This window comes from Sphingobium sp. Cam5-1 (genome assembly GCF_015693305.1).
Taxonomy (GTDB): domain Bacteria; phylum Pseudomonadota; class Alphaproteobacteria; order Sphingomonadales; family Sphingomonadaceae; genus Sphingobium.
Genome location: NZ_CP065138.1, coordinates 908485 through 932512, shown reverse-complemented (window position 1 = coordinate 932512; position 24028 = coordinate 908485). Strand labels below are relative to the sequence as shown.

Below are 24028 nucleotides of genomic sequence, written 5' to 3'. Positions count from 1 at the left end.
GATCACTGATCCTTCCGGCCCACTAGCGCGATCGGAGATAAATAGCCGAATCGCAAGGCTGGAGGCGATCAGCCTGGTCTGGTAAGCTCCGCCCATGAACGGCCTTTCGTCGTCAGACCGCGAACTACTGGATCGCGCCGCAGCCGCCCCGATGCTGGATCAGGTGCAGAAATGGGCGGCTATTAATAGCGGATCGCGGAACCTGGCCGGTTTGGCGATAACTGCTTCGATGCTGGCAGATGCATTCTCCACGCTGCCCGGCGACATTCGCTTGGTCGAAGGCGCAAAAGTCGATGCCGTTGATTCCAGAGGACGCACCCAACTGGTCCAACATGGACAGCATCTGCTGCTTTCCGTGCGTCCCGACGCTGCGATCAGGCTCCTCCTGACCGGACATATGGACACGGTCTTTCCGGCAGATCATGGGTTCCAATCGCTTCGATGGATCGATCCCGGCAGCCTGAACGGTCCCGGCGTAGCCGACATGAAAGGCGGCCTCGCCGTCATGCTGTCGGCACTCAAAGCGTTCGAGGGATCTCCCGCTGCCGCCCGGATCGGCTATGACGTCGTCATAAATAGTGATGAGGAAGTTGGCAGTCCTTCTTCGGCAGACCTTCTCATGATGGCCGCGAAGGGGAAAGTTGCGGCGCTGACCTATGAACCGGCGCTTCCCGATGGCACGTTTGCGGGTGCGCGGCCGGGTAGCGGGAATTTCTCCTTCATCGTCAGTGGCCGCAGCGCCCACGCCGGGCGCAACCCGGAAGAAGGCCGCAATGCCGTGCTCGCAGCGGCCGATCTCGCCCTCCAACTGAAAGCGGGGAGCGGCGCTGGCTTTACGTGCAATCCCGCGCGGATAGATGGCGGCTCTCCCAACAATGTCGTGCCCGACCATGCGATCCTGAGAGTGAATTTCCGGCCTCAAACTGCGGAGGCTGAGCAGAGCGCGAAGCGACTCATCAGCCATTCCGTCCAGGAGGTTGCTCGCGATCATGATGTGAGCTTGAAAGTTCATGGAGGATTTGGCCGACCGCCTAAACCTCTCGATGAGAAAGCCGCTGCCCTCTTCCAGTTGGTCAGGAAATGTGGCGCCGAGCTGGGCGTGGCCGTGAACTGGCGGGACACAGGGGGCGTTTGCGATGGTAACAACATCGCGGCGTGCGGCGTGCCTGTAGTTGACACGATGGGCGTTCGGGGCGGTGCCATTCATAGTGACGAGGAATATTTGATCGTCGAAAGCCTTGCCGAACGCGCGCGGCTTTCCGCGCTCACCCTGCTGCGCATTGCGGAGGGCAAGTTTCCACAGGAGAAGATGGTTTGAGCTTTGTCATGCGGACTGCGCGGGCGGATGATCTGCAAACCCTGTATGAATTAGCGAAAATAACGGGGGGCGGATTTACCAACCTGCCCGCTGATCGGAAGGCGCTGGAGCAGAAGCTGGTCCGGACTGAGACGGCGCTCGCTCGCGAGAGTGGAGGGGTAGAGGATGAGCTGATCCTGATGGTGCTTGAAAACTGCACCACAGGGCAGGTTCGTGGCACCTGCCAGATCTTCAGCAAGGTGGGGCAAAGCTGGCCATTCTATTCCTATCGCCTGGGCGTCCTGACCCAGCATAGCCAGGAATTGTCCCGCACATTCCGGGCGGAGATGCTGTCGCTCGTCACTGATCTGGAAGGCTCGACGGAGGTCGGCGGCCTCTTTCTGCATCCGCGGGAGCGCGCCGAGGGCCTGGGCCTGCTGCTCGCCCGCAGCCGATATCTCTATATCCGCAGTCATCGCGAACGGTTCGGAGACCGGGTGATCGCCGAGCTGCGTGGCGTGATCGATGAGGCGGGAGCCTCGCCTTTCTGGGACGGGCTCGCGGGGCGCTTCTTCGGCATGACATTTCAGGAAGCGGATGAATTCAATGCGATCCATGGCAACCAGTTCATCGCGGACCTGATGCCCAAGACGCCGATCTACACCGCCATGCTGAGCGACAGCGCAAAGGCGGTGATCGGCCTGCCTCATCCCAATGGCCGGGCTGCCATGCGGATGCTGGAGACGGAAGGTTTTACGAATCCCGGCTATATCGACATCTTCGACGGCGGCCCGACGATGGTGGGACAGATAGACGCACTGCAAACCATTTCCCATGCACAGGATATGATCCTGTCCGCCGTTCATGACGGTGGAGGAGAAAGACAGCTGGTAGCCACCGGAGAGCGCGCGAATTTTCGTTGCACATATGCAATGGTGAAGGGAGACGGCGACAAGCTGTCGCTTGACCGGCAAAGCGCCGAACGGTTGGGACTGGAACCGGGGCAGCAATTTACCATGGTGGCCCGCGCATGACGGTCAGGGAAATCAACTTCGACGGCTTGATCGGGCCGAGCCACAATTATGCGGGGCTTAGCTTGGGAAACCTGGCATCGGCGGGCAGCGCTGGCACGGCCTCATATCCGCGGGCCGCAGCGCTGGAGGGCATCGAGAAGATGCGCGCGAACCTGCGCCTGGGACTGGTACAGGGGATATTCCTGCCCCAGTGGCGGCCGGACGGCCGATGGCTAAGCGCGTTGGGTACAAATATCGGCGAGGCTGAGCCCCATATCCGGGCAGCCGCGATGTCCGCTTCCTCCATGTGGGCGGCGAATGCGGCGACCGTGTCGCCCGGCCCCGATACGGCCGACCGACGCACGCACCTGACGATCGCCAACCTCGTCACCATGCCGCATCGAAGCCATGAATGGCAACAAACGCTGGCCCAGTTGCAGATCGCATTTTCCGACAAGGATGCCTTTGCGATACATCCCCCTATCCCCGCGCCATATGGCGACGAAGGCGCAGCCAATCACATGCGACTGTGTGACAGCCATGCGGATCAGGGCGTCGAGATATTCGTCTATGGCCAATCCGGCGGCCCCTACCCCGCCCGACAGCATGTGGAGGCTAGCAAAGCCATAGCACGGCTCCATGGCCTTGATCCGGCACGCACATTGTTCGTCATGCAGTCTGAGGAGGCCATAGCGGCTGGCGCCTTCCACAATGACGTCGTGGCCGTCGCCAACGAGACCGTGCTTTTCGCCCATGAGCAGGCCTTTGCCGACAAGGCGCGATTCTACGATCAACTGCGCGCGACGTTACCCGCACTCCAGATCATCGAGGTGCCGGCGGCGGCCGTTAGTTTGGCCGATGCCATCCAAAGCTATCTGTTCAACGCGCAATTGGTGACACTGCCGGATGGCGGCATGGCGCTGATCCTGCCTGCCGAGGCCAAGGGGGTTGCCAGTGTCTGGAGCTGGCTGGAAAAGCTGGTTGCGGGCAACGGCCCCATTCGCGAGTTGATCACCGTGAATGTGCGGCAATCCATGGCGAATGGGGGTGGCCCGGCCTGTCTGAGGCTGAGGGTCGTGGCTGATCCCGCCAACGTCGATCCCCGGTTCTTGGTGAACGAGGCCAGGTTGGATGAGATCGCCAGCATAGTCGAGCGCTATTGGCCTGAGCGGATCGTGCCTGCCGATCTGGCCGACACCCGGCTGATCGCCCAGATCGAACAATCGTGGTTAATGCTTGTTGACCATTTGCAGCTTTCGGGCGACTTAATTCCCTAGAGCAGGTCGCAGCTCGAGTGGGACCATGAAACGGATCAAGCGCCTCTTCACGATCAAGACGAAATTCGAGGCATTTCTGATCATCTATGCGCTCGCGCTGGGCGCCACCGAACGCGGCGTCGTCTATCTTCAGCAATATCCCGGTTTTGGCGGGCAATTGCTTGCCCTGGCATGCACCGGATCGGTCTTCATGGCAGGCGGAATGATCATCGATGCCGTCGAGATGCGGCGCCGCCTGATCTTCTGAATAACTGCCTTCCGCAAAGCGGCGGTTGACCGGCAACGGACAGCCATGCAGGAGCGGCGTCATGGCCGCCATCATGCTTCAGGGAACAGGGTCCGACGTTGGAAAGTCGGTGCTCGTCGCCGGATTGTGCCGGGCGCTGGTGCGCCGGGGCTACGGGGTGCGCCCGTTCAAGCCGCAGAATATGTCCAACAACGCCGCCGTCACCATCGATGGCGGAGAGATTGGCAGGGCGCAGGCTCTACAGGCGCTGGCCGCTGGCGTAGAGCCGCACAGCGACATGAACCCCGTACTGCTGAAGCCGCAGGCGGATCGTACATCGCAGCTGGTGGTCCATGGGAAGGTTCGCGGCGCGCTGAACCCCGGTAACTTCCGGACAGCTCGTGCCGAACTATTGGACGCGGTGTTGGCAAGCTATGACCGGCTGAAGCAGCAATGCGACATCGTCGTGGTCGAGGGCGCTGGCTCTCCAGCGGAAATCAACCTGCGGGCCGGGGACATCGCGAACATGGGATTCGCCCGTGCCGCCAACGTGCCGGTCATATTGGTCGGCGACATAGACCGGGGCGGCGTGATCGCGGCGATCGCAGGCACGAAGGCTGTCATCGATCCGGCGGATGCGGCGATGATACGGGGGTTCCTGATCAACAAGTTCCGGGGCGACCCGGCCCTGTTCGAAGACGGTTATCGGCAGATCGAGCAATTATCGGGCTGGCGCGGCTTTGGCGTGGTGCCATGGCTTGTCGCTACCGCCCGGCTGCCCAGCGAGGATGCGGTCGTGCTGGAACGGGCAAGCGGCCCGGATGGCAAGCGCATCGTCATCGCCTGCCCTATCCTGCCCCGCATCGCGAATTTCGATGATCTTGATCCGTTCAAGCTGGAACCCGACGTGGCGCTGGTTATGGTGCCGCCCGGCCAGCCCATACCGGCCGAAGCCAGCCTGATCATCCTGCCGGGTTCCAAAGCGACGATCGCCGACCTGCACGCAATGCGAGCAGAAGGATGGGACATCGACATCCTTTCGCATCATCGTCAGGGCAAGCCTATACTGGGAATTTGCGGTGGTTATCAGATTCTTGGCAAGCGCATTTCTGATCCGGATGGAATTGAGGGTGAACCCGGCAGCATCGAAGGACTGGGTCTGCTCGACATCGAAACGCGTCTGACGGGGACAAAATCGCTGGAGAGAGTGTCAGGCACGGCCTGGGCGCAGAGTTTCCATGGGTATGAAATGCATCTGGGTTCAACCGATGGGCCGGACTGCGCGCGTCCCTTCGCTCGATTGGACGACGGACGGGTAGATGGCGCGATCAGCGTCGATGGCCTTGTATCCGGCACCTACGTCCATGGCCTGTTTGCCAGCACAGACGCTCGCGCCGGATTAATGGCCGCGATCGGCGTTCATTCTGAAGGCGTGGATTATTCCGCATCGGTCGATCGGGCGCTGGACGACATTGCAGAACAACTGGAACGACATGTTGATATCGATGCGATGATCAGGATTGCCAACTGCGGCTGAAAGATCGCGATCGCGCTCAACTAGCGCTGGATATTCTCGGGTCTGCAAAATCCCTGGATGATCTGAAATCACGCAAACAGGATCAGCTATAATGCTCTCAGAGGAGCATCTGATAAGCTGCTGATTTTCCGTGAAAAGAAAATGGTGCGCCCGGAACGATTCGAACGTCCGACCCTCAGATTCGTAGTCTGATGCTCTATCCAGCTGAGCTACGGGCGCGTTGTGGAGCGGCAGATAGAGGGGGGCGGGAGATTGGGCAACCCCCTTTTTTCAGTTTTTTTACGGCCTCCGCTCGGCAGTTTCGCCAGCGCAACTTTTTGCAGCGCTGGCACGTTGCGAACAGGGGCAAGGAGGCGAAGCATGGCTTTCACTTTGAACGAGATTTCGCTGCTCGTGATCGCGCTGGCTATTGGATTGGTGATCGGCCTGATGATCAGCGGCCGTGGAAAATATAAGCGGCTGTGGCGTGACGAGAGGTTGGCTCATCGCGAAACGATCAAGGAGCGCGATGCGCGGCTCGCAGCCGTTGCTTCTGACCGTAGAACGGTAGCTGGAGATATTCGCGGCGAACGAAATGACCTGACGCGGATCAGGGGAATTTCGGCAAAAGACGCTGCTGAGTTGGAGGCTGCGGGCTATCACAGCTATGCGCAGCTTGGATCGATTGACCGTGAGGAGCAGGCTGCGCTGGAATCAAGGCTGGGGCGGGAGCCGGGGACCATCGAACGCGAGGAATGGCGCCTGCAGGCGCGGCTGCTCGAAGCGGGCAAGGTGCGCGAGCATGAGCGGCGCTACCTGGAGGTTTAATAAGATCCGGGTGCCCCTCCCACGGTTGCGGGAGGGGCTGGAAGCCTTACTTCTTCGCCAATGCGGCCTGAGCGGCGGCCAAGCGGGCAATCGGTACGCGATAGGGGGAGGCGGAGACATAATCCAGGCCTGTAGCCTCGCAGAAGGCGATCGAGGCCGGATCGCCGCCATGTTCGCCGCAGATGCCGAGTTTGATCCCCGGGCGGGTCGCGCGGCCGCGTTCGGCGGCTAGCTCGATAAGCTGGCCCACGCCCTCCACATCGATGCTGACGAACGGATCGCGGGCGAAGATGCCCTTATCCACATATTGCGTCAGGAACCGGCCTGCATCGTCACGGCTGATGCCGATGGTGGTCTGCGTCAGGTCATTGGTGCCGAATGAGAAGAATTCGCCCACCTCGGCAATCTCACCTGCTTTCAGCGCAGCGCGTGGCAGTTCGATCATGGTGCCGACGAGATATTCGACCGAAGCGCCCTGCTCGGCGAAGACTTCGCTGGCGACGCGATCGACGATCGCCTTCATCAGTTCCAGCTCTTTCTTGGTCGCAACGAGCGGGATCATGATTTCCGGGATCGGCGCCTCGCCGCTGCGCTGCTTAACGAGCAGCGCCGCCTCGAAGATGGCGCGAGCCTGCATCTCGTAGATTTCGGGATAGGTGACGCCCAGACGGCAACCACGATGGCCGAGCATTGGGTTGAACTCATGCAGTTCGGCGGCGCGGCGCTTGAGCGCGTCCACACCCACGCCTGCGGCCTTGGCCACTTCCTCGAACTCCGCTTCGCCATGCGGCAGGAATTCGTGAAGCGGCGGATCGAGCAGGCGGATGGTGACGGGCAGGCCCGCCATGACCATGAAGATCTGCGCGAAGTCGTCGCGCTGTTCCGGGAGCAGCTTGTCGAGGGCGACGCGGCGGCCCTTTTCGCTGTCAGCGAGGATCATCTCGCGGACCGCGGTGATGCGGGCTGCGTCGAAGAACATATGTTCAGTGCGACAGAGGCCGACGCCCTCCGCGCCGAACTCACGCGCGACCTGGCAGTCCTGCGGGGTTTCGGCGTTGGCGCGGACACGCAAGCGGCGGACCTTGTCGGCCCAGGCCATCAGGACGCCGAAATCGCCCGCCAGTTCGGGCTGCACGGTCGGGACTTCGCCCGCCATCACCTCGCCGGTCGAGCCATCGATGGTGAGGATGTCGCCTTCCTTGAGGGTGCGGCCTTCGATGCGGAGCGTCTTGGCGGCGTTGTCGATCGACAGACTGCCCGCGCCGGAAACGCAGGGACGGCCCATGCCGCGCGCTACCACGGCGGCGTGTGACGTCATGCCGCCACGCGCGGTCAGGATGCCCTTGGCGGCGTGCATGCCGTGAATGTCTTCAGGGCTGGTTTCGACGCGGACGAGGATGACGGAATCGCCCAGCTCGTTGCGGCGCTCGGCTGTGTCGGCATCGAACACGATCGCGCCCGAAGCGGCGCCCGGCGAGGCGGGCAGGCCCTTGGTCAGCACGTCACGCGGCGCCTTGGGATCTAGAGTCGGGTGCAGAAGCTGATCGAGCGCGGCGGGATCGACGCGGGCGACGGCTTCTTCCTCGGTGATCAGGCCCTCGGTTGCCATATCGACCGCGATCTTGAGCGCGGCCTTGGCGGTGCGCTTGCCCGAGCGGGTCTGGAGCATCCAGAGCTTGCCCTGCTGCACCGTGAATTCGATGTCCTGCATGTCGCGATAATGGGTTTCGAGAATCTGGAACACCCGCGCCAGTTCGGCATAGGTTTCCGGCATCGCCTCTTCCATCGACAGCGGCTTGGCCCCTGCCCGCTCGCGCGCCTGCTTGGTCAGGTACTGCGGGGTGCGGATGCCCGCGACCACGTCTTCGCCCTGAGCATTGATGAGGTACTCGCCATAGTAGGCGTTCTCGCCGGTTGCGGGGTCGCGGGTGAAGGCGACGCCGGTGGCCGAGGTATCGCCCATATTGCCGAACACCATCGCCTGGACGTTGACGGCGGTGCCCCAATCGTGCGGGATTGAGTTCAGGCGGCGATAGACCTTGGCGCGGTCGGCCTGCCAGCTGCCGAACACGGCGCTGATCGCTCCCCAGAGCTGGTCGTTCACGTCCTGCGGGAAAGGCTTGTTCCAGAGCTTTGAAACAAGGGCCTTATACTCGGCAACGAGCGCCTTCCAGTCGTCGGCGGTCATTTGCGTATCGAGCGTGTAGCCCTGATCTTCCTTGGCGATTTCGAGGGCTTCCTCGAACGCACCGTGGTCGAGTTCGAGAACCACGTCGGAATACATCTGGATGAAGCGGCGATAGCTGTCCCAGGCGAACCGCTCGTCGCCGCTCGCGGTGGCGAGGCCCACCACGGTTTCGTCGTTGAGGCCGAGGTTGAGGACCGTGTCCATCATCCCGGGCATGGAAATGCGCGCGCCGGAACGGACGGATACGAGCAACGGGTCGGCCGCGTCGCCGAACTTCTTCCCCGTCACACCCTCGATATGGGCGATGCCGTTGGCGACTTCCGCCTTCAGGCTATCCGGGAATACGCCGCCATCCTCATAATAGCGGGTGCACATCTCGGTCGTGATGGTGAAACCCGGAGGCACAGGCAAGCCGATGGCGGCCATGCCGTCCAGATTGGCGCCCTTGCCGCCGAGGAGATTCTTGTTACCCTTGCCACCATCATCGACGCCGCCGCCGAAACGATAGACATAACGCGTCGCGGTCGTGCTCATGCTGGCCTCTTCCATTGTCAACATAGTCCCGGCTCTCCCTGCACTGATTGCCGTGTATTTGTGCGTTGCAGCAACTTTCCTACAACAGGCGGGGCGATGAACGCACCCGCTTTTACGATGATCCTTTGTTCTTCTCTATCCTCTATCGCTGTGAAGCGTCGGACTTTTCCGAACTACCCTGCAATTTTCGAGAAGTCGGCGACCGCATGCACGGCGTCCCGCACCCGCGCCAGCAGCGCGAGGCGAGCCGACCGCTTGTCCGGATCAGCGTCGTTCACGGTCACCTTGTCGAAGAAGGCATCGATCGGTGCGCGCAATGTTGCGAGTGCGGCCATGGCGCCTTCGAAATCTTCCGCCGTGACGGCTGCTGCCGCGCGGGGTTCGGCGGTGTCGAGGGCGGTGATGAGGTCGGCCTCGGCGGGTTCGGGGGTGTAGGTTAGAACCCTTGCCTGCTCGTCACCCCGGACTCGAGCCGGGGTCCCGCTGCCGTCCGAACCGCTGAAAGAGCGGGACCCCGGCTCAAGGCCGGGGTGACGGTTGATGGAGAGGCCAGTTTCTTCCTTCTTCAGGATGTTGGCGGCGCGCTTGTATCCGGCGAGCAGGTTTGTGCCGTCGTCGGTGGCGATGAAGGACTGGAGCGCCTTCACGCGGGCGAGCAGGCGGACGAGGTCATCCTCTCCACCGAGGGCGAATACGGCGTCAATCAGGTCGTGGCGGACGCCTGCTTCCTTTTGCTGGACTTTGAGGCGGTCGGCGAAGAAGTCGAGCAACTTCACATTCCTGACTGCCCTCTCGGCTACCTCAGTGGTCGCCGGCAAGTAATCGCCTTTCAGAAGTTGCCCTTCCTCCAACCGAGAGGCCGACAGAAGTACGGTTCGTTCAATCTGGAAACGCTGTCCAATAACCTCAAGCAAACCAAGCCGAACAGAATTAAATTGGGACAGTGCCAACACGCCCAGCGCTGCTCGTCTGAGGGCAAATGGATCTTTCGACCCGGTTGGAAGAAGTCCAATCTCGAAAAACTCGATCAAGGTATCGAGCTTATCAGCCAGCGACACCGCTACCGTCACAGGCGCAGTCGGCACTTCGTCCCCCTGCCCAACCGGCTTGTAATGGTCGCGGATCGCATCAGCCACCGCATCGGGCAAACCTTCGGCGCGGGCGTAATAGCCGCCCATGACACCTTGAAGTTCAGGGAATTCGCCGACCATTTCGGTGACGAGGTCGGCTTTGGCTAGGCGGGCGGCTTGTTCGGCCAGGTCAGCCAATTGAGCGACGGTTGGCGCCTGCCCACCCCCGGCCCCTCCCGCTTGCGGGAGGGGGGAAGGGGTGATGATGCCTTGTTCTACCAGCCAGCGGGCTAGTTTGGCTACGCGTTCCACCTTGTCGGCGACGGTGCCTAGCTTTTCGTGGAAGGTGATGCGTTCGAGCTTTTTGGCGTGGTCTTCCAGCTTCGTCTTGCGGTCCTGTTCCCAGAAGAAGCGGGCGTCGGACAAGCGGGCGGCGAGGACCTTGCGGTTGCCTGCGATGATCGCTTCGCCGCCGTCCTTTGCCTCGATATTGGCGGTGCAGATGAAGGCGGGGGCGAGTTTGCCACCACTATCACGCAGCACGAAATATTTCTGGTTTATCCGTAGGGTTAGCTGGATTACTTCAGGCGGAACCTCAAGGAAGGCCGGGTCGAAATCGCCGAGCAGCGGGACCGGCCATTCGGTCAGGCCTGCATTCTCCGCGACGAGACCCTTGTCCTCGATCACGGTGTAGCCCTTCGCGGCGGCGGCTTCGTTCGCTTTTGCCTCGATGATCGCTTGGCGTTCCGACAAGCTGACGATCACATGGCAGGCGCGCAGTTTTTCGACATAGTCATGCGCGCCGCCGATGGTGATTTCGCCAGGGTGGTGGAAGCGGTGGCCGAGGGTGGCGTAGCCGCTGCGCACGCCTTCGATTTCGATATCGACAAGGTCTTCGCCCAGGATCGCGACAATGCCTTGCAATGGGCGGACCCAGCGGAGGCTTTCCGTCGTCTGGGAGGCGGTGCCCCAGCGCATGGACTTGGGCCAGGGGAAGGCGCGGACGACGGCCGGGACGGCTTCGGCCAGCACTTCAGCGGTAGCTCGGCCGGGCTTGTTGACGGTGGCGAACCATACGCCGTCGCGGTCTTCGAGTTGGTCTTGAGAGAGGCCCGTCTTGCGGAGGAAGCCTTCCAGCGCCTGTGCGGGGGCGCTCGTGCGGGGGCCTTTGAATTCCTCGCTGACGGCGGCGGTTTCCAAAGGGAGATCGCGCGCGATCAGGGCTAGGCGACGGGGGGTTACGAAGCTGTCGATGTTTTCGGACTTCAGGCCAGCCTTGCCCAGCTCCTCGGTGAAGAGGCGGGCGAGGTCTTCGGATGCCTTGAGCTGCATCCGGGCCGGGATTTCTTCGCAGCGGAGTTCAAGGAGGAAATCGGTCATGCGATTTTCTCCGCAGCCCTAGCGGAGGCTGGGGCCTCGTGCCGGATGACGAAGCGCGTGGGGCATGAGATCCCAGCTTCCGCTGGGATGACGGAATTATTCGCTGGGATGACGGAGTTACACATCTGCATCACGCGGCCCACCCGTTTACTTCCATCCACTTTTCGCAGGAGCCTTTCGCAAGGTCGCGGACGCGGCCGATGTAGCTGGCGCGTTCCTGGACGGAGATGACGCCGCGTGCCTGGAGCAGGTTGAAGACATGGCTTGCCTTGATCGCCTGATCATAGGCGGCGAGCGGGACGCCCGCTTCCAGCGACGCCTTGCACTCTGCTTCGGCATCCTTGAACCAGCGGAACAGCTTTTCGGTGTCGGCGATCTCGAAATTCCATTTCGACATCTGCTGTTCATTGGCGAGGAATACGTCGCCATAGGTGACGCCCGCGTCGTTGAACTTCAGGTCATAGACGCTATCGACGCTCTGAATATACATGGCGAGGCGTTCGAGGCCGTAGGTCAACTCGCCCGCGACAGGCTTGCAATCGAAGCCGCCCATTTGCTGGAAGTAGGTGAACTGGGTGACTTCCATGCCGTCGCACCAGACTTCCCAGCCAAGGCCCCAGGCGCCCAGCGTCGGGCTTTCCCAGTCATCCTCGACGAAGCGAATGTCGTGGATCAGCGGATCGATGCCGATCTCCACCAGCGAGCCCAGATAGAGTTCCTGAAGGTTCGCCGGGGAAGGCTTCATGATCACCTGATATTGGTAATAATGCTGGAGGCGATTGGGGTTTTCGCCATAGCGGCCGTCAGTCGGGCGGCGGCTGGGCTGCACATAGGCGGCGTTCCAGGCGTCGGGGCCGAGACTGCGCAAGGTGGTGGCCGGGTGAAAGGTGCCCGCGCCGACTTCCATGTCATAGGGTTGCAGGATGACGCAGCCTTGGCGGCCCCAATAGGCGTGCAGGGTCAGGATCAGGTCCTGAAAGGAAAGCGGCTTGCCTGTCGCCACGGACGGTCCCTTGCGAAAATGACGGTTTGATCGCGCGCGCCTTGGCGCAGGCAGGCTTTTGGGTCAAGGAAAAGCGGGCTTGAAGGCAGTTAATCCGCTTGCCCAAACGCCACCTGCCCCGCATGGATATGGCGAAACTCTTCGCAATGGATCGATAGCCAGTATGAAATGGTCGCTTTCGCGCTTGATGGTTGCAGGCTTGCTGCTGCTAAGCGCCTGCACTCAGGAACAGCAGGCCGCCGCTCGGCCGCCAGCGGCAAAGACCGCCTATGTGACGCCCGCCCTGTGGCAGGTGAAGGATGAGGATACGACGATCTATCTCTTTGGCACGATTCATGTGCTGAAACCGGGAACGGAGTGGTTCAAGGGCGGCATCAAGCGGGCCTTTGATGGGTCGGACGAGCTGGTTCTGGAGATTGTCGAGCCAGAAGACCCGCAGGCGATGGCCGCGTCCATGGCGCATACGGCTCTGGCGCGTGACGGGGTGAAGCTGTCGGATCGCCTGGATGTCGACATGCGAGGCAAATATCAGACGGCGATGGGAGCGAACGGCTTGCCCTGGCAGATGTTCGAGCCATTCAATCCCTGGATGGCTGGCATGGCACTGGCGGTGAAGCCGCTCGAAAAGCTGGGCTATCAAGCGGACCTTGGCGCGGAGAAGACGCTGACGGCGGCGGCAAAGGCCGCGGGCAAGAGGATAGGCGCTCTGGAGACAGTGGAGCAGCAACTGGGCTATTTTGCCGGGTTGCCAATGAACAGTCAGGTGAAGTTCCTGAACGCCACCGTGGAGGGCCTGCCGGACATGGACAAGGATTTCTCCAGCCTGATCGCGCACTGGCAGGAGGGCGATCCGGACAAGCTGGCCGCTGAAATGAACGAATCGCTCGAAGCTACGCCGGAACTGGCGCAGGTATTGCTGATTCAGCGGAACATGGATTGGGCCAAATGGATCAAGGAACGGCTGGCGCGCCCCGGAAGGGTGTTCATCGCCGTCGGCGCGGGGCATCTGGCGGGCAAGGGTAGCGTGCAGGAGCAGTTGAAGGGAATGAACGTCGCATTGGCCAGAGTCGCGGAGTGAACTTGCTGCGGTGGCTGGGTCTGTGCGCGCTGCTGATGATCGCGGCGTGCGGGCCGGAGCCGATTTCTCCTCCGGAGGGCGGCGGGCCTGCCCTGTGGCGAGTGCAGGGGCGTGGGGTCGATGGATGGCTGTTCGGGACCATTCACGTGCTGCCCAAGGGGGTCGGCTGGCGGACCGGCAAGATTGAGCAGGCGATGGACGCTGCGGACCAGCTAGTGCTCGAAACTGCGGAAATTCAGGACCAGACACGAACGAGGGCGCTGTTCGAGAAAATGGGCCGCAGCCCCGACCTCCCGACGCTCGAAGCCCGTGTGCCTGGGGATAAGCGCGATGAGCTTCGGCGGATTGCTGACGAAGGGGGCGCTAATATGCAGCTTCTGTCCGGATATGAAAGCTGGGCAGCCGCAATGCTGCTTTCGGCGGCGGCGCAGCAATCGCTTCACCTGAGCGCAAGCGCGGGTGTCGAGCCGGTGCTGATCGCCGCGTTTCAGGAAGCGGGCAAGCCGATCGGGGGACTGGAGACGGTCGCGCGGCAGTTCGGCGCCTTTGACGCCTTGCCCGAGGCCTCGCAACGGCAGCTTCTGACCCAGACTGTGACGGAGGCAAAGGGGATGAAGGCGCTGTATGAACGCATTCTTCATGCCTGGCTGAAGGGGGACATGGCCGCGATCGCGCGGGAGGATCAGGGTGAAGAACAGCCCGACCCGGTGGTTGAAAAGGCGGTGTTGGTTTCCCGCAATCGGGATTGGAGCGCGGCTATCACGAAGCTGAAGGGGCGCCCCTTCATCGCGGTGGGCACGGGGCATCTTACCGGGCGGGACAATCTTATCAGCTTGATTGAGGCGCGCGGGTACAAGGTGACACGGGTGCAATAGCGCCGCGCCCTTGCCTTTGCTCACCTTTCTGCTACAGGGCCGCCTTCCCGTGATGGTCATCCCTGGAGGCGTTGCGGGAAGTTTTGACATATCAGCTTTTGGAGACACGCAATGAGCGAGCAGCTTACGCTGTCGGCAGAGGCACGCGATCGGGCAGGCAAGGGAGCCTCCCGCGCTCTCCGCCGTGAGGGCCGCGTACCCGCCGTCATCTATGGAATGAACGAAGAACCCCAGTCGATCCATGTCGAGGAAAAGCTCCTCAACAAGCTGCTCGGCACCGGCCACTTCTTCAATTCGGTCGTCATGGTCGAGGTAAACGGCAAGGCCGTGCGCACCCTGCCCAAGGATGTCGCTTTCCATCCCGTGACCGATCGTCCGCTGCACGCCGACTTCCTGCGCGTTTCGGAACATGCCACCGTCCACGTCAACGTGCCGGTTCGCTTCGACAATGAAGACGCCTCGCCGGGGATCAAGAAGGGCGGCGTGCTGAACATCGTCGCGCATGAGATCGAACTGATCGTCGACGCAGCCGAAATCCCCGACGACGTCGTTGTTGACCTGACGGGTCTCGACGTGGGCGAATCGATCCACATCGGCTCGGTGAAGCTGCCCAAGGGCGCGAAGGCTGCGCATGATGAAACCGATTTCACCGTCGCGACCATCGTTGCACCGTCCGCTCTGAAGAGCGCCGAGGGCGACAACGAAACTCCGGCGGAAGGCGAATAAGCCTTTCACCTCGGCTTACCGATTACCGGTTTGCTCACCCCCGTTCGGGCTGAGCTTGTCGAAGTCCTTTGCTTTTCCTTGAAAGAGAAGAGAGGTCCTTCGGCAGGTTCAGGCGAACGGGGGTTCGCTTTGTTTGGAGACGTGGGATGCAGATCTGGGTCGGGCTGGGCAATCCGGGCACCCAATATGCGATGCACCGGCATAATGTCGGCTTCATGGCGGCCGACGTCATCGCCGACATGCACCGCTTCTCCCCGCCCAAAAAGCAGTTTCAGGGATGGGTGCAGGAAGGCCGCATCGGACCTGAGAAGATCATCCTGCTGAAGCCCGCCACCTTCATGAACGAAAGCGGCCGGTCAGTCGGGGACGCGATGCGTTTCTACAAGCTGGCGCCGGAGGACGTGACCGTCTTTCACGACGAACTGGACCTTGCGCCGATGAAGGTGAAGGTGAAGCGCGGCGGCGGCAATGCCGGGCATAATGGCCTGCGATCGACGGATACGCATATCGGCCCGGACTTCCGGCGCGTGCGGATCGGCATTGGGCATCCGGGGCACAAGGACCGGGTGCATGGCTATGTGCTTGGCAATTACCATAAGAGCGAGATGGATGCGCTGGCCGACATGCTTGGCGCGATCGGCGCGGAAGCCGAATGGTTGGCCAAGGGTGACGACGCGCGTTTCATGAATGAGGTTGCGCTTCGGCTGGCGGACTGATCCGCAGGCACGCGCTAGTTAAGTGAAAGTCCGTTCCGCCGCCCTGCCTGTGCGGTGAAATCAGGGGAATGGATTGCGCAGTGCAGCATTGCCGGGCCATAGAAGACGCCTGCTCCACTTCCCAAAGGGATACAGGTGATACTGACCGTCTCGACTAAGCCTTTCAATGACCAGAAGCCGGGCACTTCCGGCCTGCGCAAGAAGGTGCGCGTCTTTCAACAGCCGCATTACGCCGCCAACTTCGTGCAGTCGGTGTTCGACAGCCTGGCCGACTTCGAAGGACAGACTCTGGTGGTCGGCGGCGACGGGCGGTATCTCAACCGCGAAGTCATCCAGATCGTACTCAAGATGGCGGCGGCAAATGGTTTTGGCCGGGTGCTGGTCGGTCAAGGCGGCATATTGTCGACCCCTGCGGCATCGCATCTGATTCGATCGTCAGGCGCGTTCGGCGGTCTGGTTCTGTCGGCCAGCCATAATCCCGGAGGCCCGGACGAGGATTTCGGCATCAAGTATAATGTCGGCAATGGCGGCCCCGCGCCGGAGAAAGTGACGGACGCCATCCACGCCCGCACGCTCACGATCGACAGCTATCGGATAGTCGATGCGGACGACATCGACATCGACACCATCGGCACGGCCCAGCTTGGCGGAATGACGGTCGAAGTGGTCGATCCGGTTGCCGCTTATGCCGACCTGATGGAGCAATTGTTCGACTTTTCAGCCATTCGGGAGATGCTCGCCCAAGGCTTCACCCTCTCCTTCGACGCGATGAGCGCAGTCACCGGCCCTTATGCCACAGAGATTTTCGAACGGCGTCTGGGCGCGCCATCGGGAACCGTGCGCAATGGCACTCCCCTGCCCGACTTTGGCCATCATCATCCCGACCCGAACCTCGTCCACGCAAAGGAATTGTATGACCGAATGATGGGCAAGAACGCGCCCGACTTCGGCGCGGCGTCGGACGGCGATGGCGATCGCAACCTGATCATCGGCCGTAACTGCTATGTGACACCTTCGGATTCGCTCGCGGTACTGGCGGCCAACGCGCATCTCGCGCCCGGCTATGCAAAGGGCCTCAAGGGCATTGCACGGTCGATGCCCACCAGCGGCGCTGCAGACCGGGTGGCGGAAAAGCTGGGCATACCGCTTTACGAGACGCCGACCGGATGGAAATTCTTCGGCAATCTGCTCGACGCGGACATGGCGACGATCTGCGGCGAGGAAAGCGCGGGAACCGGGTCCGACCATGTGCGTGAAAAGGATGGCATCTGGGCCGTGCTGCTGTGGCTCAACATCCTGGCGGCCCGCAAGCAAAGCGTGACGGAGATCATGCAGGCGCATTGGGCCACCTACGGCCGCAACTATTATGCGCGGCACGATTATGAAGCCATCGCCAAGGATCGCGCCGAAGCGCTGATGGGTGCGCTGCGGGACAAACTATCCACCCTTCCCGGCACATCCAATAGCGGCGGAACGGTGAAGAGCGCGGATGATTTCGCCTATACCGATCCCACCGACCAATCCGTCAGCCGCAATCAGGGTATCCGCATCCTGTTCGAGGATGGATCGCGCATCGTGTTTCGTCTCTCCGGCACCGGCACCGAAGGCGCTACCTTGCGCGTCTATATTGAACGCTATGTAGATCGTGACGGCAACCTTGGCATGGAAACCGCCGACGCCCTCGCGCCGCTGGTCGGGGCCGCGCAAGAAATCGCGGATATCGAAGGATTTACCAGCAGGGACCGGCCGAGCGTGATCACCTGACAGACATAAAAACTTATCCGAGGGACATGGGACAGCAAGAGCGAAAGACTAGGGACGCGCCATGTTTCGCCCCCGCACTATTGCTCGTTCTTTCCGCGCATTTCTAGGCGCCTGCACCCTTCTAACCGGCGCTGCCGCGCATGCGGCGACGGCCGAAGATGAGCAGGTCTGGGTGAATCTGACTGCCATGGGGCCGGTCAAAGGCGACCTCATCTTTTTCGCCGAGATCCAGCCTCGGTTCGGCAATGGCGCCTCACGGGCCGACCAGACTCTCCTGCGCGGTGCGGTTGGATGGAAGCTGTCGCCAGAACTCTCCGTCTATCAAGGCTATGCGCATATCGTCCTGCCGTCGCAAGGCGGGCGCGATGTCAATGAAGAGCGCAGTTTTCAGCAGATCAGCTGGACGATCGCCAAGCCATGGGACGGCGAACTATCGTCCCGCACGCGGCTGGAGCAACGCTGGCGTTCGGATGGCAGCGGCATGGGATGGCGGCTGCGGGAGATGCTCCGTTATGAAAAGCCGCTGAACGCCGGCAGCCAGGCCGTCAACGCGCTGGTCTATGCGGAGGGGTTTGCCGCGCTCAACAGCACGGACTGGGGCCAGAGAGCGGGCTTCGACCAGTTGCGCAGCTTCGTCGGCGGGGAGATCAAGCTGATGGGCAAGTCCACAGCCGAGATCGGCTATCTCAACCAGCTGATCAACCAGCGGAGCGGGAACCAGCGCATGAACCATGTCGCATCGATCACCCTCTTCTTCCGCCGCTGAGCACAGGCTGGCCTTCGGACGCGGAACAGGCTATCGGCCCGGCCATCATTTTGACGTGAAGGCAGTTCCATGGGTTTTCGTTGCGGTATCGTCGGGCTTCCCAATGTGGGCAAGTCCACCCTGTTCAATGCGCTGACCGAGACGCAGGCGGCGCAGGCAGCGAACTATCCCTTCTGCACAATCGAGCCGAATGAAGGCCGCGTCGCCGTGCCTGACGATCGGTTGCAGACGATCGCGAAGATTGGCGGCAGCGCCAAGATCATCGAAACGCAGCTGTCCTTCGTCGATATTGCAGGCCTGGTTCGCGGCGCTTCCAAAGGCGAAGGTCTAGGCAACCAGTTCCTCGCCAATATCCGCGAGACGGACGCCATCGTCCACGTACTGCGCTGTTTCGAAGATGGCGACATCACGCATGTCGAGGGCAAGGTCGATCCTATCGCGGACGCGGAAACGGTCGAGACTGAGTTGATGCTGGCGGACCTGGAATCGCTCGAAAAGCGGGTACCGAACTTCGCCAAGAAGGCGGCGCAGGGCGACAAGGAAGCAAAGGTGGCCGCATCCGTGCTCGGCAAGGCGCTGGACCTGCTGCGCGACGGCAAGCCCGCGAGGCTGACGCAGCCCGCCGATGACGAGGAGGCCCGCATCTTCCGGCAGGCCCAGTTGCTGACCGCCAAGCCTGTCCTCTATGTCTGCAACGTCGAGGAAGAAGCGGCGGCGGAGGGCAATGCGCATTCCGCTCGTGTGTTTGAGAAGGCTGCGGCAGAGGGCGCGAAGGCGGTCATCGTATCGGCCGCGATCGAAGCGGAACTCATCACCATGCCGGTCGAGGAGCGCGCCGAATATCTGGAAGCGCTGGGCCTGACCGAAGCAGGTCTCGCCCGCATCATCCGGGCGGGTTACGAATTGCTCGGACTCATCACCTTCTTCACGGTTGGACCGAAGGAAGCACGCGCCTGGACCGTGACCAAGGGGTCCAAGGCGCCCCAGGCGGCGGGCGCGATCCATACGGATTTCGAAAAAGGCTTCATCCGCGCCGAAACCATGGCCTATGCCGACTATGTCCAGTTCAATGGCGAAGCGGGTGCCAAGGAAGCGGGGAAGTGGCGGTCGGAAGGCAAGGATTATGTGACGCAGGACGGCGACATCATGCTGTTCCGCTTCAACGTCTGACGTCGTGACGCTGCGGCCCGGCCAGATTCCGGCCCAGCGCAAGGCCGCTTTTCCACCTAGTGTCGATGAACACACGACGCTGCTGATTCTCGGCAGCCTTCCGGGGGATGCCTCGATCAGGCAGGGCGAATATTATGCTCATCGCGGCAATGCTTTCTGGTCGCTGATGGGTGATGTGCTGGGCGAGGATTTGCGCGCCCTGCCCTATGCCATGCGGCTGAAGCGTTTGCGTGGGCGAGGCGTTGGTTTGTGGGACGTGATCGAGAGCGCAGACCGCGAAGGCAGCCTCGACAGCGCGATCCGTGGCGCGGAACTTCGGGATTTGGGCGCGTTTGTCACGCGCCTGCCTGCGCTCCGGGCGATTGCCTTCAACGGCAAGACGGCGTCTGTGCATGGCCGCCGTCAGATCGGCTCTGACACGGGGCTATCCTTAATCGACCTGCCATCCAGCAGTGGCGCTAACGCCATGCTATCCCGCGACAGGAAGGCAGAGCTGTGGCGGACGCTGCGTCAATGGATCGCGTCATCCCGACATTGACGTAAACGTAAGGTCCGCCTAGATCGTCTGCAACATGAAAGGTGCTGGATCATGAGCGAGATTGTCTATTTCGAAGATGTTGAAGTCGGCAGCAAGCTGGAGTTCGGTTCAATCACCGTCACCCGGGACGAGATCATCGCCTTTGCATCGGAATTTGACGCCCAGCCCTTTCACCTTTCGGACGAAGCTGCGGCAGAAACGCATTTTGGCAGCCTGTCGGCCAGCGGATGGCACACCACTGCGCTGTTCATGAAGATGTTCGTCGCGAAAATGCAGGCTGGCGGACATCAGGATGCAAGCCTGGGTGCCATGGGCATAGATGAACTGCGCTGGCTGCGGCCCGTCAGACCGGGCGACACGCTGCGGGGCGCATCAGAGGTTGTAGAAAAGAAGGCCTCGCGCAGCAGGCCGGAGATGGGCATCATCAAGAGCAAGGTGACGATCTTCAACCAGCATGACGAACCGGTCATGACGCTGATGCCGATCACGATGTTCCGCACGCGTCCGAACTGAACGGATCGGCAGCTATCTGTCGCGCTTTGGCGGCAGCGGCTGGTTGGCGAGAGCATCCGCAGCCATCAGGCGGATCTGGCTGGCTGCCGAGTTCGACAGTTGAATGAGGTGAAGGCCGGGCGGCAGATCGAACCAGACGATCTTCGCAATGCCCGAACATGCTGCGCCATGACCATGGGCGGAAGAGGGAACTGCGCTGCGGCCGGTGACGATATCGACCCAGGCGGAACCAGACAGACCTATGCCCACCCGGGCGGGCGTCTTGATGGCCAGGCTGAAGAGGCCGCCATAGCTTTTAGGCTGCTGATGCCTGGGCTTCACAGCATATTGGACCTGCGCTGAAGGACGCAAGGTTGCGACGATGGGCTTGCCGAGGATCAGCCGAGGCGCGGAAGCTGCTTCGCCCGCCGCTGCCTCCGTCCCGCTCTGATTCCAGCTCGTCCATGGTTCAGGGGGAAGCGGCGCATTGCGGCATGGGTCATCGCCGTGCGTTGCGGCAAGGGCGGGCGCAGACAGGCTCAGGGCAGCCAAGCAGGCGATCATGCGCATGGTCATTTCCTCCCGAACAGCTTCTCGATGTCGCTATGACCCAGCTTCACCCAAGTCGGACGGCCGTGGTTGCACTGGCCGCTGCGTGGCGTGATTTCCATCTCCCGCAGCAGCGCGTTCATTTCCGTGACGCTCAGCATACGACCGGCGCGCACCGATCCATGGCATGCCATCGTCGCTGCCACCAGATCGAGCCGCTCCTTCAAGGACAGAGCATCGTCATAGGCGGCCAGATCATCGGCGAGGTCGGTGACGAGCCCCTGCACGTCGCCCTGTCCCAGCATTGCGGGGACCGCGCGCACGAGCATGGCGGAAGGACCGAACCGCTCCAGTTCCAGGCCGAAGTCGCGCAACTCATCGATACGCGTTTCAAGGCGGTCGCATGCAGGCTCGTCCAGTTCGACCACCTCGGGCAGCAGCAGCGCCTGCGCGGCGACGCCCTGCCCCTCCATCGCGCGGCGCATGCGTTCAAGCGTCAGGCGCTCATGGGCGGCGTGCTGATCAACGATCACCAGCCCGTCCTCAGCCTCTGCGACGATATAGGTTCGCGCTACCTGCCCACGCGCCACGCCAAGCGGGAAGCTGGTTCCTTCCGGCGCGGGTGCGGCGGCGGGTTCCGCGCGCGCTTGGGGCGGAGGGGCGAAGAAGGAAGGGCGGCGATCGGCGAACGCGGCGGCGGGGGGCGTGTAAGATGCTGACGCAGCTTCGAAGATGGGGAGCGCATTGATGGGGGTGGGCGACACAGGCTCTGCCCGCCAGGCGGAAAGGCTCGCCGGATCGGCCTGCTGCACGGATCGGAACCCTTCCGCATCGAGTGCGCGCCGTACGCCTGAAACGATCATGCCCCGGATCATCGCCGGGTCACGGAAGCGGACCTCGGTCTTTGCCGGGTGGACATTGACGTCCACCTCCAGCGGCGGAACGTCGAGGAACAGAGCCACCACGGGATGCCTGTCGCGCGCCAGCATGTCGGCATAAGCGCCGCGCACCGCTCCTATCAGCAGGCGATCGCGAACCGGGCGGCCGTTCACGAAAAGGAACTGATGATCCCCGACGCCACGATTATAGGTCGGGAGCGATGCAACGCCCGACAAGCAAACGCCTTCCCGTTCAAGCGAGACGATCACATGATTCTCGGCAAGCGCACGGTCGGTGAGCGCGGCCACCCGGTCCTCCCGTGCTTCTCCTGCCTGCACGGCGACGGCTCGGCGGCCATCATGCTCCATGGTGAAGGCAACGGACGGATGGGCCATGGCCAGGCGGCGGACGATGTCGAGGCAGGCGGCATATTCCGCCTTGGCTGACCGGAGGAATTTGCGCCGGGCCGGCACTCGCGCAAAGAGTTGCTCGACGGTCACGCGGGTGCCCGGGGGCAGGGCAGCGGGTCCTTCCGACAGTAGCGCGCCATTATCGACAGTGCGGTTCCAGCCGTCCTGCCCCTTGGGGCGACTGTCGATAGAAAGCCGGGCGACGCTGGCGATGGATGGCAGTGCTTCCCCACGAAAGCCCAAGGTCGATACATTTTCGATCGCATCGTCTGGCAATTTCGACGTCGCATGCCGCTCCAGCGCCAGCGCGATCTCGTCAGGCGCCATGCCGCAGCCATCGTCGCTGACCTCTATCCGGTCGAGCCCGCCGCCGCCTAACCGTATGAAAATGCGGCTTGCCCTGGCATCCAGCGCATTTTCAACAATTTCCTTGAGCGCGCTGGCGGGTCTTTCGACCACTTCACCGGCAGCGATACGGTTGACCAGATGTTCGGGCAGGCGGCGTATTGACATTGATTAGTGACTAGCCCAAGCGAGCGCTTTCCGCGAGCCGTTGCCCCCGAAAATTTTGCCTCATCACACGGAATGATGACAGGGGCGGCGGAACGTGGCAGGGACCTCCGAACGCCCCGGTTCGCGTCGCCGGGACGGGCGGGCTGAACAGGAACAAGCATGTCGATCTTTTCGCGACTTTTCAAACTCTCCTCCCAGGATATGGCTATCGATCTCGGCACGGCGAACACCGTCGTCTATGTGCGGGGCCGCGGGATCGTATTGAATGAGCCATCGGTCGTGGCGGTGGAGACGCTGAACGGCGTGAAACGGGTCAAGGCCGTGGGCGACGATGCCAAGCTGATGATGGGCAAGACACCTGATTCGATCGAGGCGATCCGCCCGCTGCGCGATGGTGTGATCGCCGACATCGATGTCGCCGAACAGATGATCAAGCACTTCATCACGAAGGTGCATGGCGGCAAGTCGCGGCCCTGGCGCTTTCCCGAGATCGTGATCTGCGTGCCGTCAGGCTCCACAAGCGTCGAACGCCGCGCGATTCGCGATGCGGCGAGCAACGCGGGCGCTTCCCAAGTCTTCCTGATCGAGGAACCGATGGCCGCCGCGATCGGCGCCGACATGCCAGTTACCGAGCCGATCGGATCGATGGTCGTGGACATTGGCGGCGGCACCACCGAGGTAGCGGTGCTTTCTCTTCGCGGCCTTGCCTATACCACCTCGGTACGCGTCGGCGGTGACAAGATGGACGAAGCCATCGTTTCGTTCGTGCGCCGTCACCATAATCTGTTGATCGGCGAAGCCACCGCCGAACGCATCAAGAAGCAGTTCGGCGTGGCTCAACCCCCCGAAGACGGCGTGGGCGAAACCATCCACATCAAGGGGCGCGACCTGGTGAACGGCGTTCCCAAGGAAATCTCGATCAACCAGGGCCAGATCGCCGACGCGCTGGCGGAACCGATCAGCACCATCGTTGAGGGTGTCCGGATCGCTCTGGAAAACACCGCTCCGGAACTGGCGGCGGACATCGTGGATCAGGGGATCGTTCTGACTGGCGGCGGCGCGCTGCTGAAAGGTCTGGACGATGAATTGCGCGACGAGACCGGCCTGCCCGTCACGATCGCTGAAGATCCGTTGACCTGCGTTGCCATCGGCACCGGCCGCGCGATGGAGGACCCGATCTTCCGAGGCGTGCTGCAGACCGCTTAAGGTCAGGGGGACCA

Annotated in this window: 21 protein-coding genes and 1 tRNA gene; 16 read left to right on the top strand and 6 right to left on the bottom strand. The window is 62.0% G+C overall.

Features of this window, described 5'->3' with window-relative positions:
* The first annotated feature begins 94 nt into the window (after nt 1–94).
* The 5 genes from IZV00_RS04705 (at nt 95) to IZV00_RS04685 (ending at nt 5350) form a co-directional block, all read left to right on the top strand.
* Nucleotides 95–1318: a hydrolase gene (locus IZV00_RS04705; RefSeq protein WP_196226001.1), complete on the top strand. Its 1224-nt coding sequence runs from the start codon at nt 95–97 to the stop codon at nt 1316–1318.
* On the top strand, nt 1315–2331 hold the full coding sequence (locus tag IZV00_RS04700; RefSeq protein WP_196226000.1) for an arginine N-succinyltransferase: 1017 nt from the start codon (nt 1315–1317) through the stop codon (nt 2329–2331). The genes IZV00_RS04705 and IZV00_RS04700 overlap by 4 nt, the downstream gene beginning before the upstream one ends.
* Nucleotides 2328–3587, top strand: a complete 1260-nt coding sequence (locus IZV00_RS04695; RefSeq protein WP_196225999.1) for an N-succinylarginine dihydrolase — start codon at nt 2328–2330, stop codon at nt 3585–3587. Before IZV00_RS04700 ends, IZV00_RS04695 begins: the two co-directional genes overlap by 4 nt.
* Nucleotides 3588–3612: 25 nt before the next feature.
* On the top strand, nt 3613–3834 hold the full coding sequence (locus IZV00_RS04690) for a hypothetical protein (RefSeq protein WP_196225998.1): 222 nt from the start codon (nt 3613–3615) through the stop codon (nt 3832–3834).
* A 61-nt stretch (nt 3835–3895) separates the two neighbouring features.
* Nucleotides 3896–5350 carry a cobyric acid synthase gene (locus tag IZV00_RS04685; protein WP_196225997.1) on the top strand — a complete coding sequence of 485 codons (1455 nt, stop codon included), beginning with the start codon at nt 3896–3898 and terminating at the stop codon, nt 5348–5350.
* A 142-nt stretch (nt 5351–5492) separates the two neighbouring features.
* Here IZV00_RS04685 and IZV00_RS04680 read toward each other — a convergent pair.
* Nucleotides 5493–5569 (bottom strand) — tRNA-Arg (locus IZV00_RS04680).
* Nucleotides 5570–5710: 141 nt separating this feature from the next.
* Here IZV00_RS04680 and IZV00_RS04675 point away from each other — a divergent pair.
* Nucleotides 5711–6157, top strand: a complete 447-nt coding sequence (locus tag IZV00_RS04675) for a hypothetical protein (RefSeq protein ID WP_196225996.1) — start codon at nt 5711–5713, stop codon at nt 6155–6157.
* Nucleotides 6158–6203: 46 nt separating this feature from the next.
* Here the strand turns inward: IZV00_RS04675 and ppdK are convergent, their stop codons facing one another.
* The 3 genes from ppdK to IZV00_RS04660 form a co-directional block, all read right to left on the bottom strand.
* Nucleotides 6204–8903: a pyruvate, phosphate dikinase gene (gene ppdK, locus IZV00_RS04670; RefSeq protein WP_196225995.1), complete on the bottom strand. Its 2700-nt coding sequence runs from the start codon at nt 8901–8903 to the stop codon at nt 6204–6206.
* 149 nt (nt 8904–9052) lie between these two features.
* The gene (glyS, locus tag IZV00_RS04665) at nt 9053–11329 is read right to left on the bottom strand and encodes a glycine--tRNA ligase subunit beta (RefSeq protein ID WP_196225994.1); all 2277 of its coding nucleotides are present in this window, start codon (nt 11327–11329) and stop codon (nt 9053–9055) included.
* 130 nt (nt 11330–11459) lie between these two features.
* A complete protein-coding gene (locus IZV00_RS04660) occupies nt 11460–12332 on the bottom strand; it encodes a glycine--tRNA ligase subunit alpha (protein ID WP_196225993.1) in 873 nt (290 codons plus the stop codon).
* A gap of 163 nt (nt 12333–12495) precedes the next feature.
* Between IZV00_RS04660 and IZV00_RS04655 the strand changes: the two genes are divergently transcribed.
* The 9 genes from IZV00_RS04655 to IZV00_RS04615 all read left to right on the top strand — a co-directional run bounded on the left by IZV00_RS04655 (nt 12496) and on the right by IZV00_RS04615 (nt 20478).
* Nucleotides 12496–13410: a TraB/GumN family protein gene (locus tag IZV00_RS04655; RefSeq protein ID WP_196225992.1), complete on the top strand. Its 915-nt coding sequence runs from the start codon at nt 12496–12498 to the stop codon at nt 13408–13410.
* Between the two features lie 35 nt (nt 13411–13445).
* Nucleotides 13446–14285 carry a TraB/GumN family protein gene (locus tag IZV00_RS04650; protein ID WP_196226507.1) on the top strand — a complete coding sequence of 280 codons (840 nt, stop codon included), beginning with the start codon at nt 13446–13448 and terminating at the stop codon, nt 14283–14285.
* Between the two features lie 111 nt (nt 14286–14396).
* Nucleotides 14397–15011, top strand: coding sequence for a 50S ribosomal protein L25/general stress protein Ctc (locus IZV00_RS04645; protein WP_196225991.1), 615 nt, complete (start codon nt 14397–14399; stop codon nt 15009–15011).
* A gap of 146 nt (nt 15012–15157) precedes the next feature.
* The gene (gene pth / locus IZV00_RS04640; protein ID WP_196225990.1) at nt 15158–15727 is read left to right on the top strand and encodes an aminoacyl-tRNA hydrolase; all 570 of its coding nucleotides are present in this window, start codon (nt 15158–15160) and stop codon (nt 15725–15727) included.
* A 135-nt stretch (nt 15728–15862) separates the two neighbouring features.
* A complete protein-coding gene (locus IZV00_RS04635; RefSeq protein ID WP_196225989.1) occupies nt 15863–17491 on the top strand; it encodes an alpha-D-glucose phosphate-specific phosphoglucomutase in 1629 nt (542 codons plus the stop codon).
* A gap of 61 nt (nt 17492–17552) precedes the next feature.
* The gene (locus IZV00_RS04630) at nt 17553–18257 is read left to right on the top strand and encodes a DUF2490 domain-containing protein (protein ID WP_196225988.1); all 705 of its coding nucleotides are present in this window, start codon (nt 17553–17555) and stop codon (nt 18255–18257) included.
* 69 nt (nt 18258–18326) lie between these two features.
* Entirely contained in the window at nt 18327–19427 is a 1101-nt protein-coding gene (gene ychF, locus IZV00_RS04625; RefSeq protein WP_196225987.1) for a redox-regulated ATPase YchF, read from the top strand.
* A gap of 4 nt (nt 19428–19431) precedes the next feature.
* Complete coding sequence (locus tag IZV00_RS04620) at nt 19432–19965, top strand: DNA-deoxyinosine glycosylase (protein WP_196225986.1); 534 nt, start codon at nt 19432–19434, stop codon at nt 19963–19965.
* Between the two features lie 51 nt (nt 19966–20016).
* Nucleotides 20017–20478 carry a MaoC family dehydratase gene (locus IZV00_RS04615; RefSeq protein WP_196225985.1) on the top strand — a complete coding sequence of 154 codons (462 nt, stop codon included), beginning with the start codon at nt 20017–20019 and terminating at the stop codon, nt 20476–20478.
* A 12-nt stretch (nt 20479–20490) separates the two neighbouring features.
* Here IZV00_RS04615 and IZV00_RS04610 read toward each other — a convergent pair whose 3' ends face one another.
* Entirely contained in the window at nt 20491–21033 is a 543-nt protein-coding gene (locus IZV00_RS04610) for a hypothetical protein (RefSeq protein ID WP_230463301.1), read from the bottom strand.
* On the bottom strand, nt 21030–22808 hold the full coding sequence (gene mutL / locus IZV00_RS04605) for a DNA mismatch repair endonuclease MutL (protein WP_196225984.1): 1779 nt from the start codon (nt 22806–22808) through the stop codon (nt 21030–21032). The genes IZV00_RS04610 and mutL overlap by 4 nt, the downstream gene beginning before the upstream one ends.
* 159 nt (nt 22809–22967) lie before the next feature.
* Between mutL and IZV00_RS04600 the strand changes: the two genes are divergently transcribed.
* Nucleotides 22968–24014 (top strand): rod shape-determining protein, encoded by a 1047-nt coding sequence (locus IZV00_RS04600; protein ID WP_007685698.1) that lies wholly within the window; start codon nt 22968–22970, stop codon nt 24012–24014.
* Nucleotides 24015–24028: the final 14 nt, after the last annotated feature.

Coding starts and splice junctions, on each gene's coding strand:
- IZV00_RS04610 (WP_230463301.1), bottom strand. CDS start 21,033: ATGACCATGCGCATGATCGCCTGCTTGGCTGCCCTGAGCCTGTCTGCG.
- IZV00_RS04655 (WP_196225992.1), top strand. CDS start 12,496: ATGAAATGGTCGCTTTCGCGCTTGATGGTTGCAGGCTTGCTGCTGCTA.
- mutL (WP_196225984.1), bottom strand. CDS start 22,808: ATGTCAATACGCCGCCTGCCCGAACATCTGGTCAACCGTATCGCTGCC.
- IZV00_RS04685 (WP_196225997.1), top strand. CDS start 3,896: ATGGCCGCCATCATGCTTCAGGGAACAGGGTCCGACGTTGGAAAGTCG.
- IZV00_RS04705 (WP_196226001.1), top strand. CDS start 95: ATGAACGGCCTTTCGTCGTCAGACCGCGAACTACTGGATCGCGCCGCA.
- IZV00_RS04695 (WP_196225999.1), top strand. CDS start 2,328: ATGACGGTCAGGGAAATCAACTTCGACGGCTTGATCGGGCCGAGCCAC.
- IZV00_RS04650 (WP_196226507.1), top strand. CDS start 13,446: ATGATCGCGGCGTGCGGGCCGGAGCCGATTTCTCCTCCGGAGGGCGGC.
- IZV00_RS04600 (WP_007685698.1), top strand. CDS start 22,968: ATGTCGATCTTTTCGCGACTTTTCAAACTCTCCTCCCAGGATATGGCT.
- IZV00_RS04690 (WP_196225998.1), top strand. CDS start 3,613: ATGAAACGGATCAAGCGCCTCTTCACGATCAAGACGAAATTCGAGGCA.
- IZV00_RS04645 (WP_196225991.1), top strand. CDS start 14,397: ATGAGCGAGCAGCTTACGCTGTCGGCAGAGGCACGCGATCGGGCAGGC.
- pth (WP_196225990.1), top strand. CDS start 15,158: ATGCAGATCTGGGTCGGGCTGGGCAATCCGGGCACCCAATATGCGATG.
- glyS (WP_196225994.1), bottom strand. CDS start 11,329: ATGACCGATTTCCTCCTTGAACTCCGCTGCGAAGAAATCCCGGCCCGG.
- IZV00_RS04630 (WP_196225988.1), top strand. CDS start 17,553: ATGTTTCGCCCCCGCACTATTGCTCGTTCTTTCCGCGCATTTCTAGGC.
- IZV00_RS04675 (WP_196225996.1), top strand. CDS start 5,711: ATGGCTTTCACTTTGAACGAGATTTCGCTGCTCGTGATCGCGCTGGCT.
- ppdK (WP_196225995.1), bottom strand. CDS start 8,903: ATGTTGACAATGGAAGAGGCCAGCATGAGCACGACCGCGACGCGTTAT.
- ychF (WP_196225987.1), top strand. CDS start 18,327: ATGGGTTTTCGTTGCGGTATCGTCGGGCTTCCCAATGTGGGCAAGTCC.
- IZV00_RS04615 (WP_196225985.1), top strand. CDS start 20,017: ATGAGCGAGATTGTCTATTTCGAAGATGTTGAAGTCGGCAGCAAGCTG.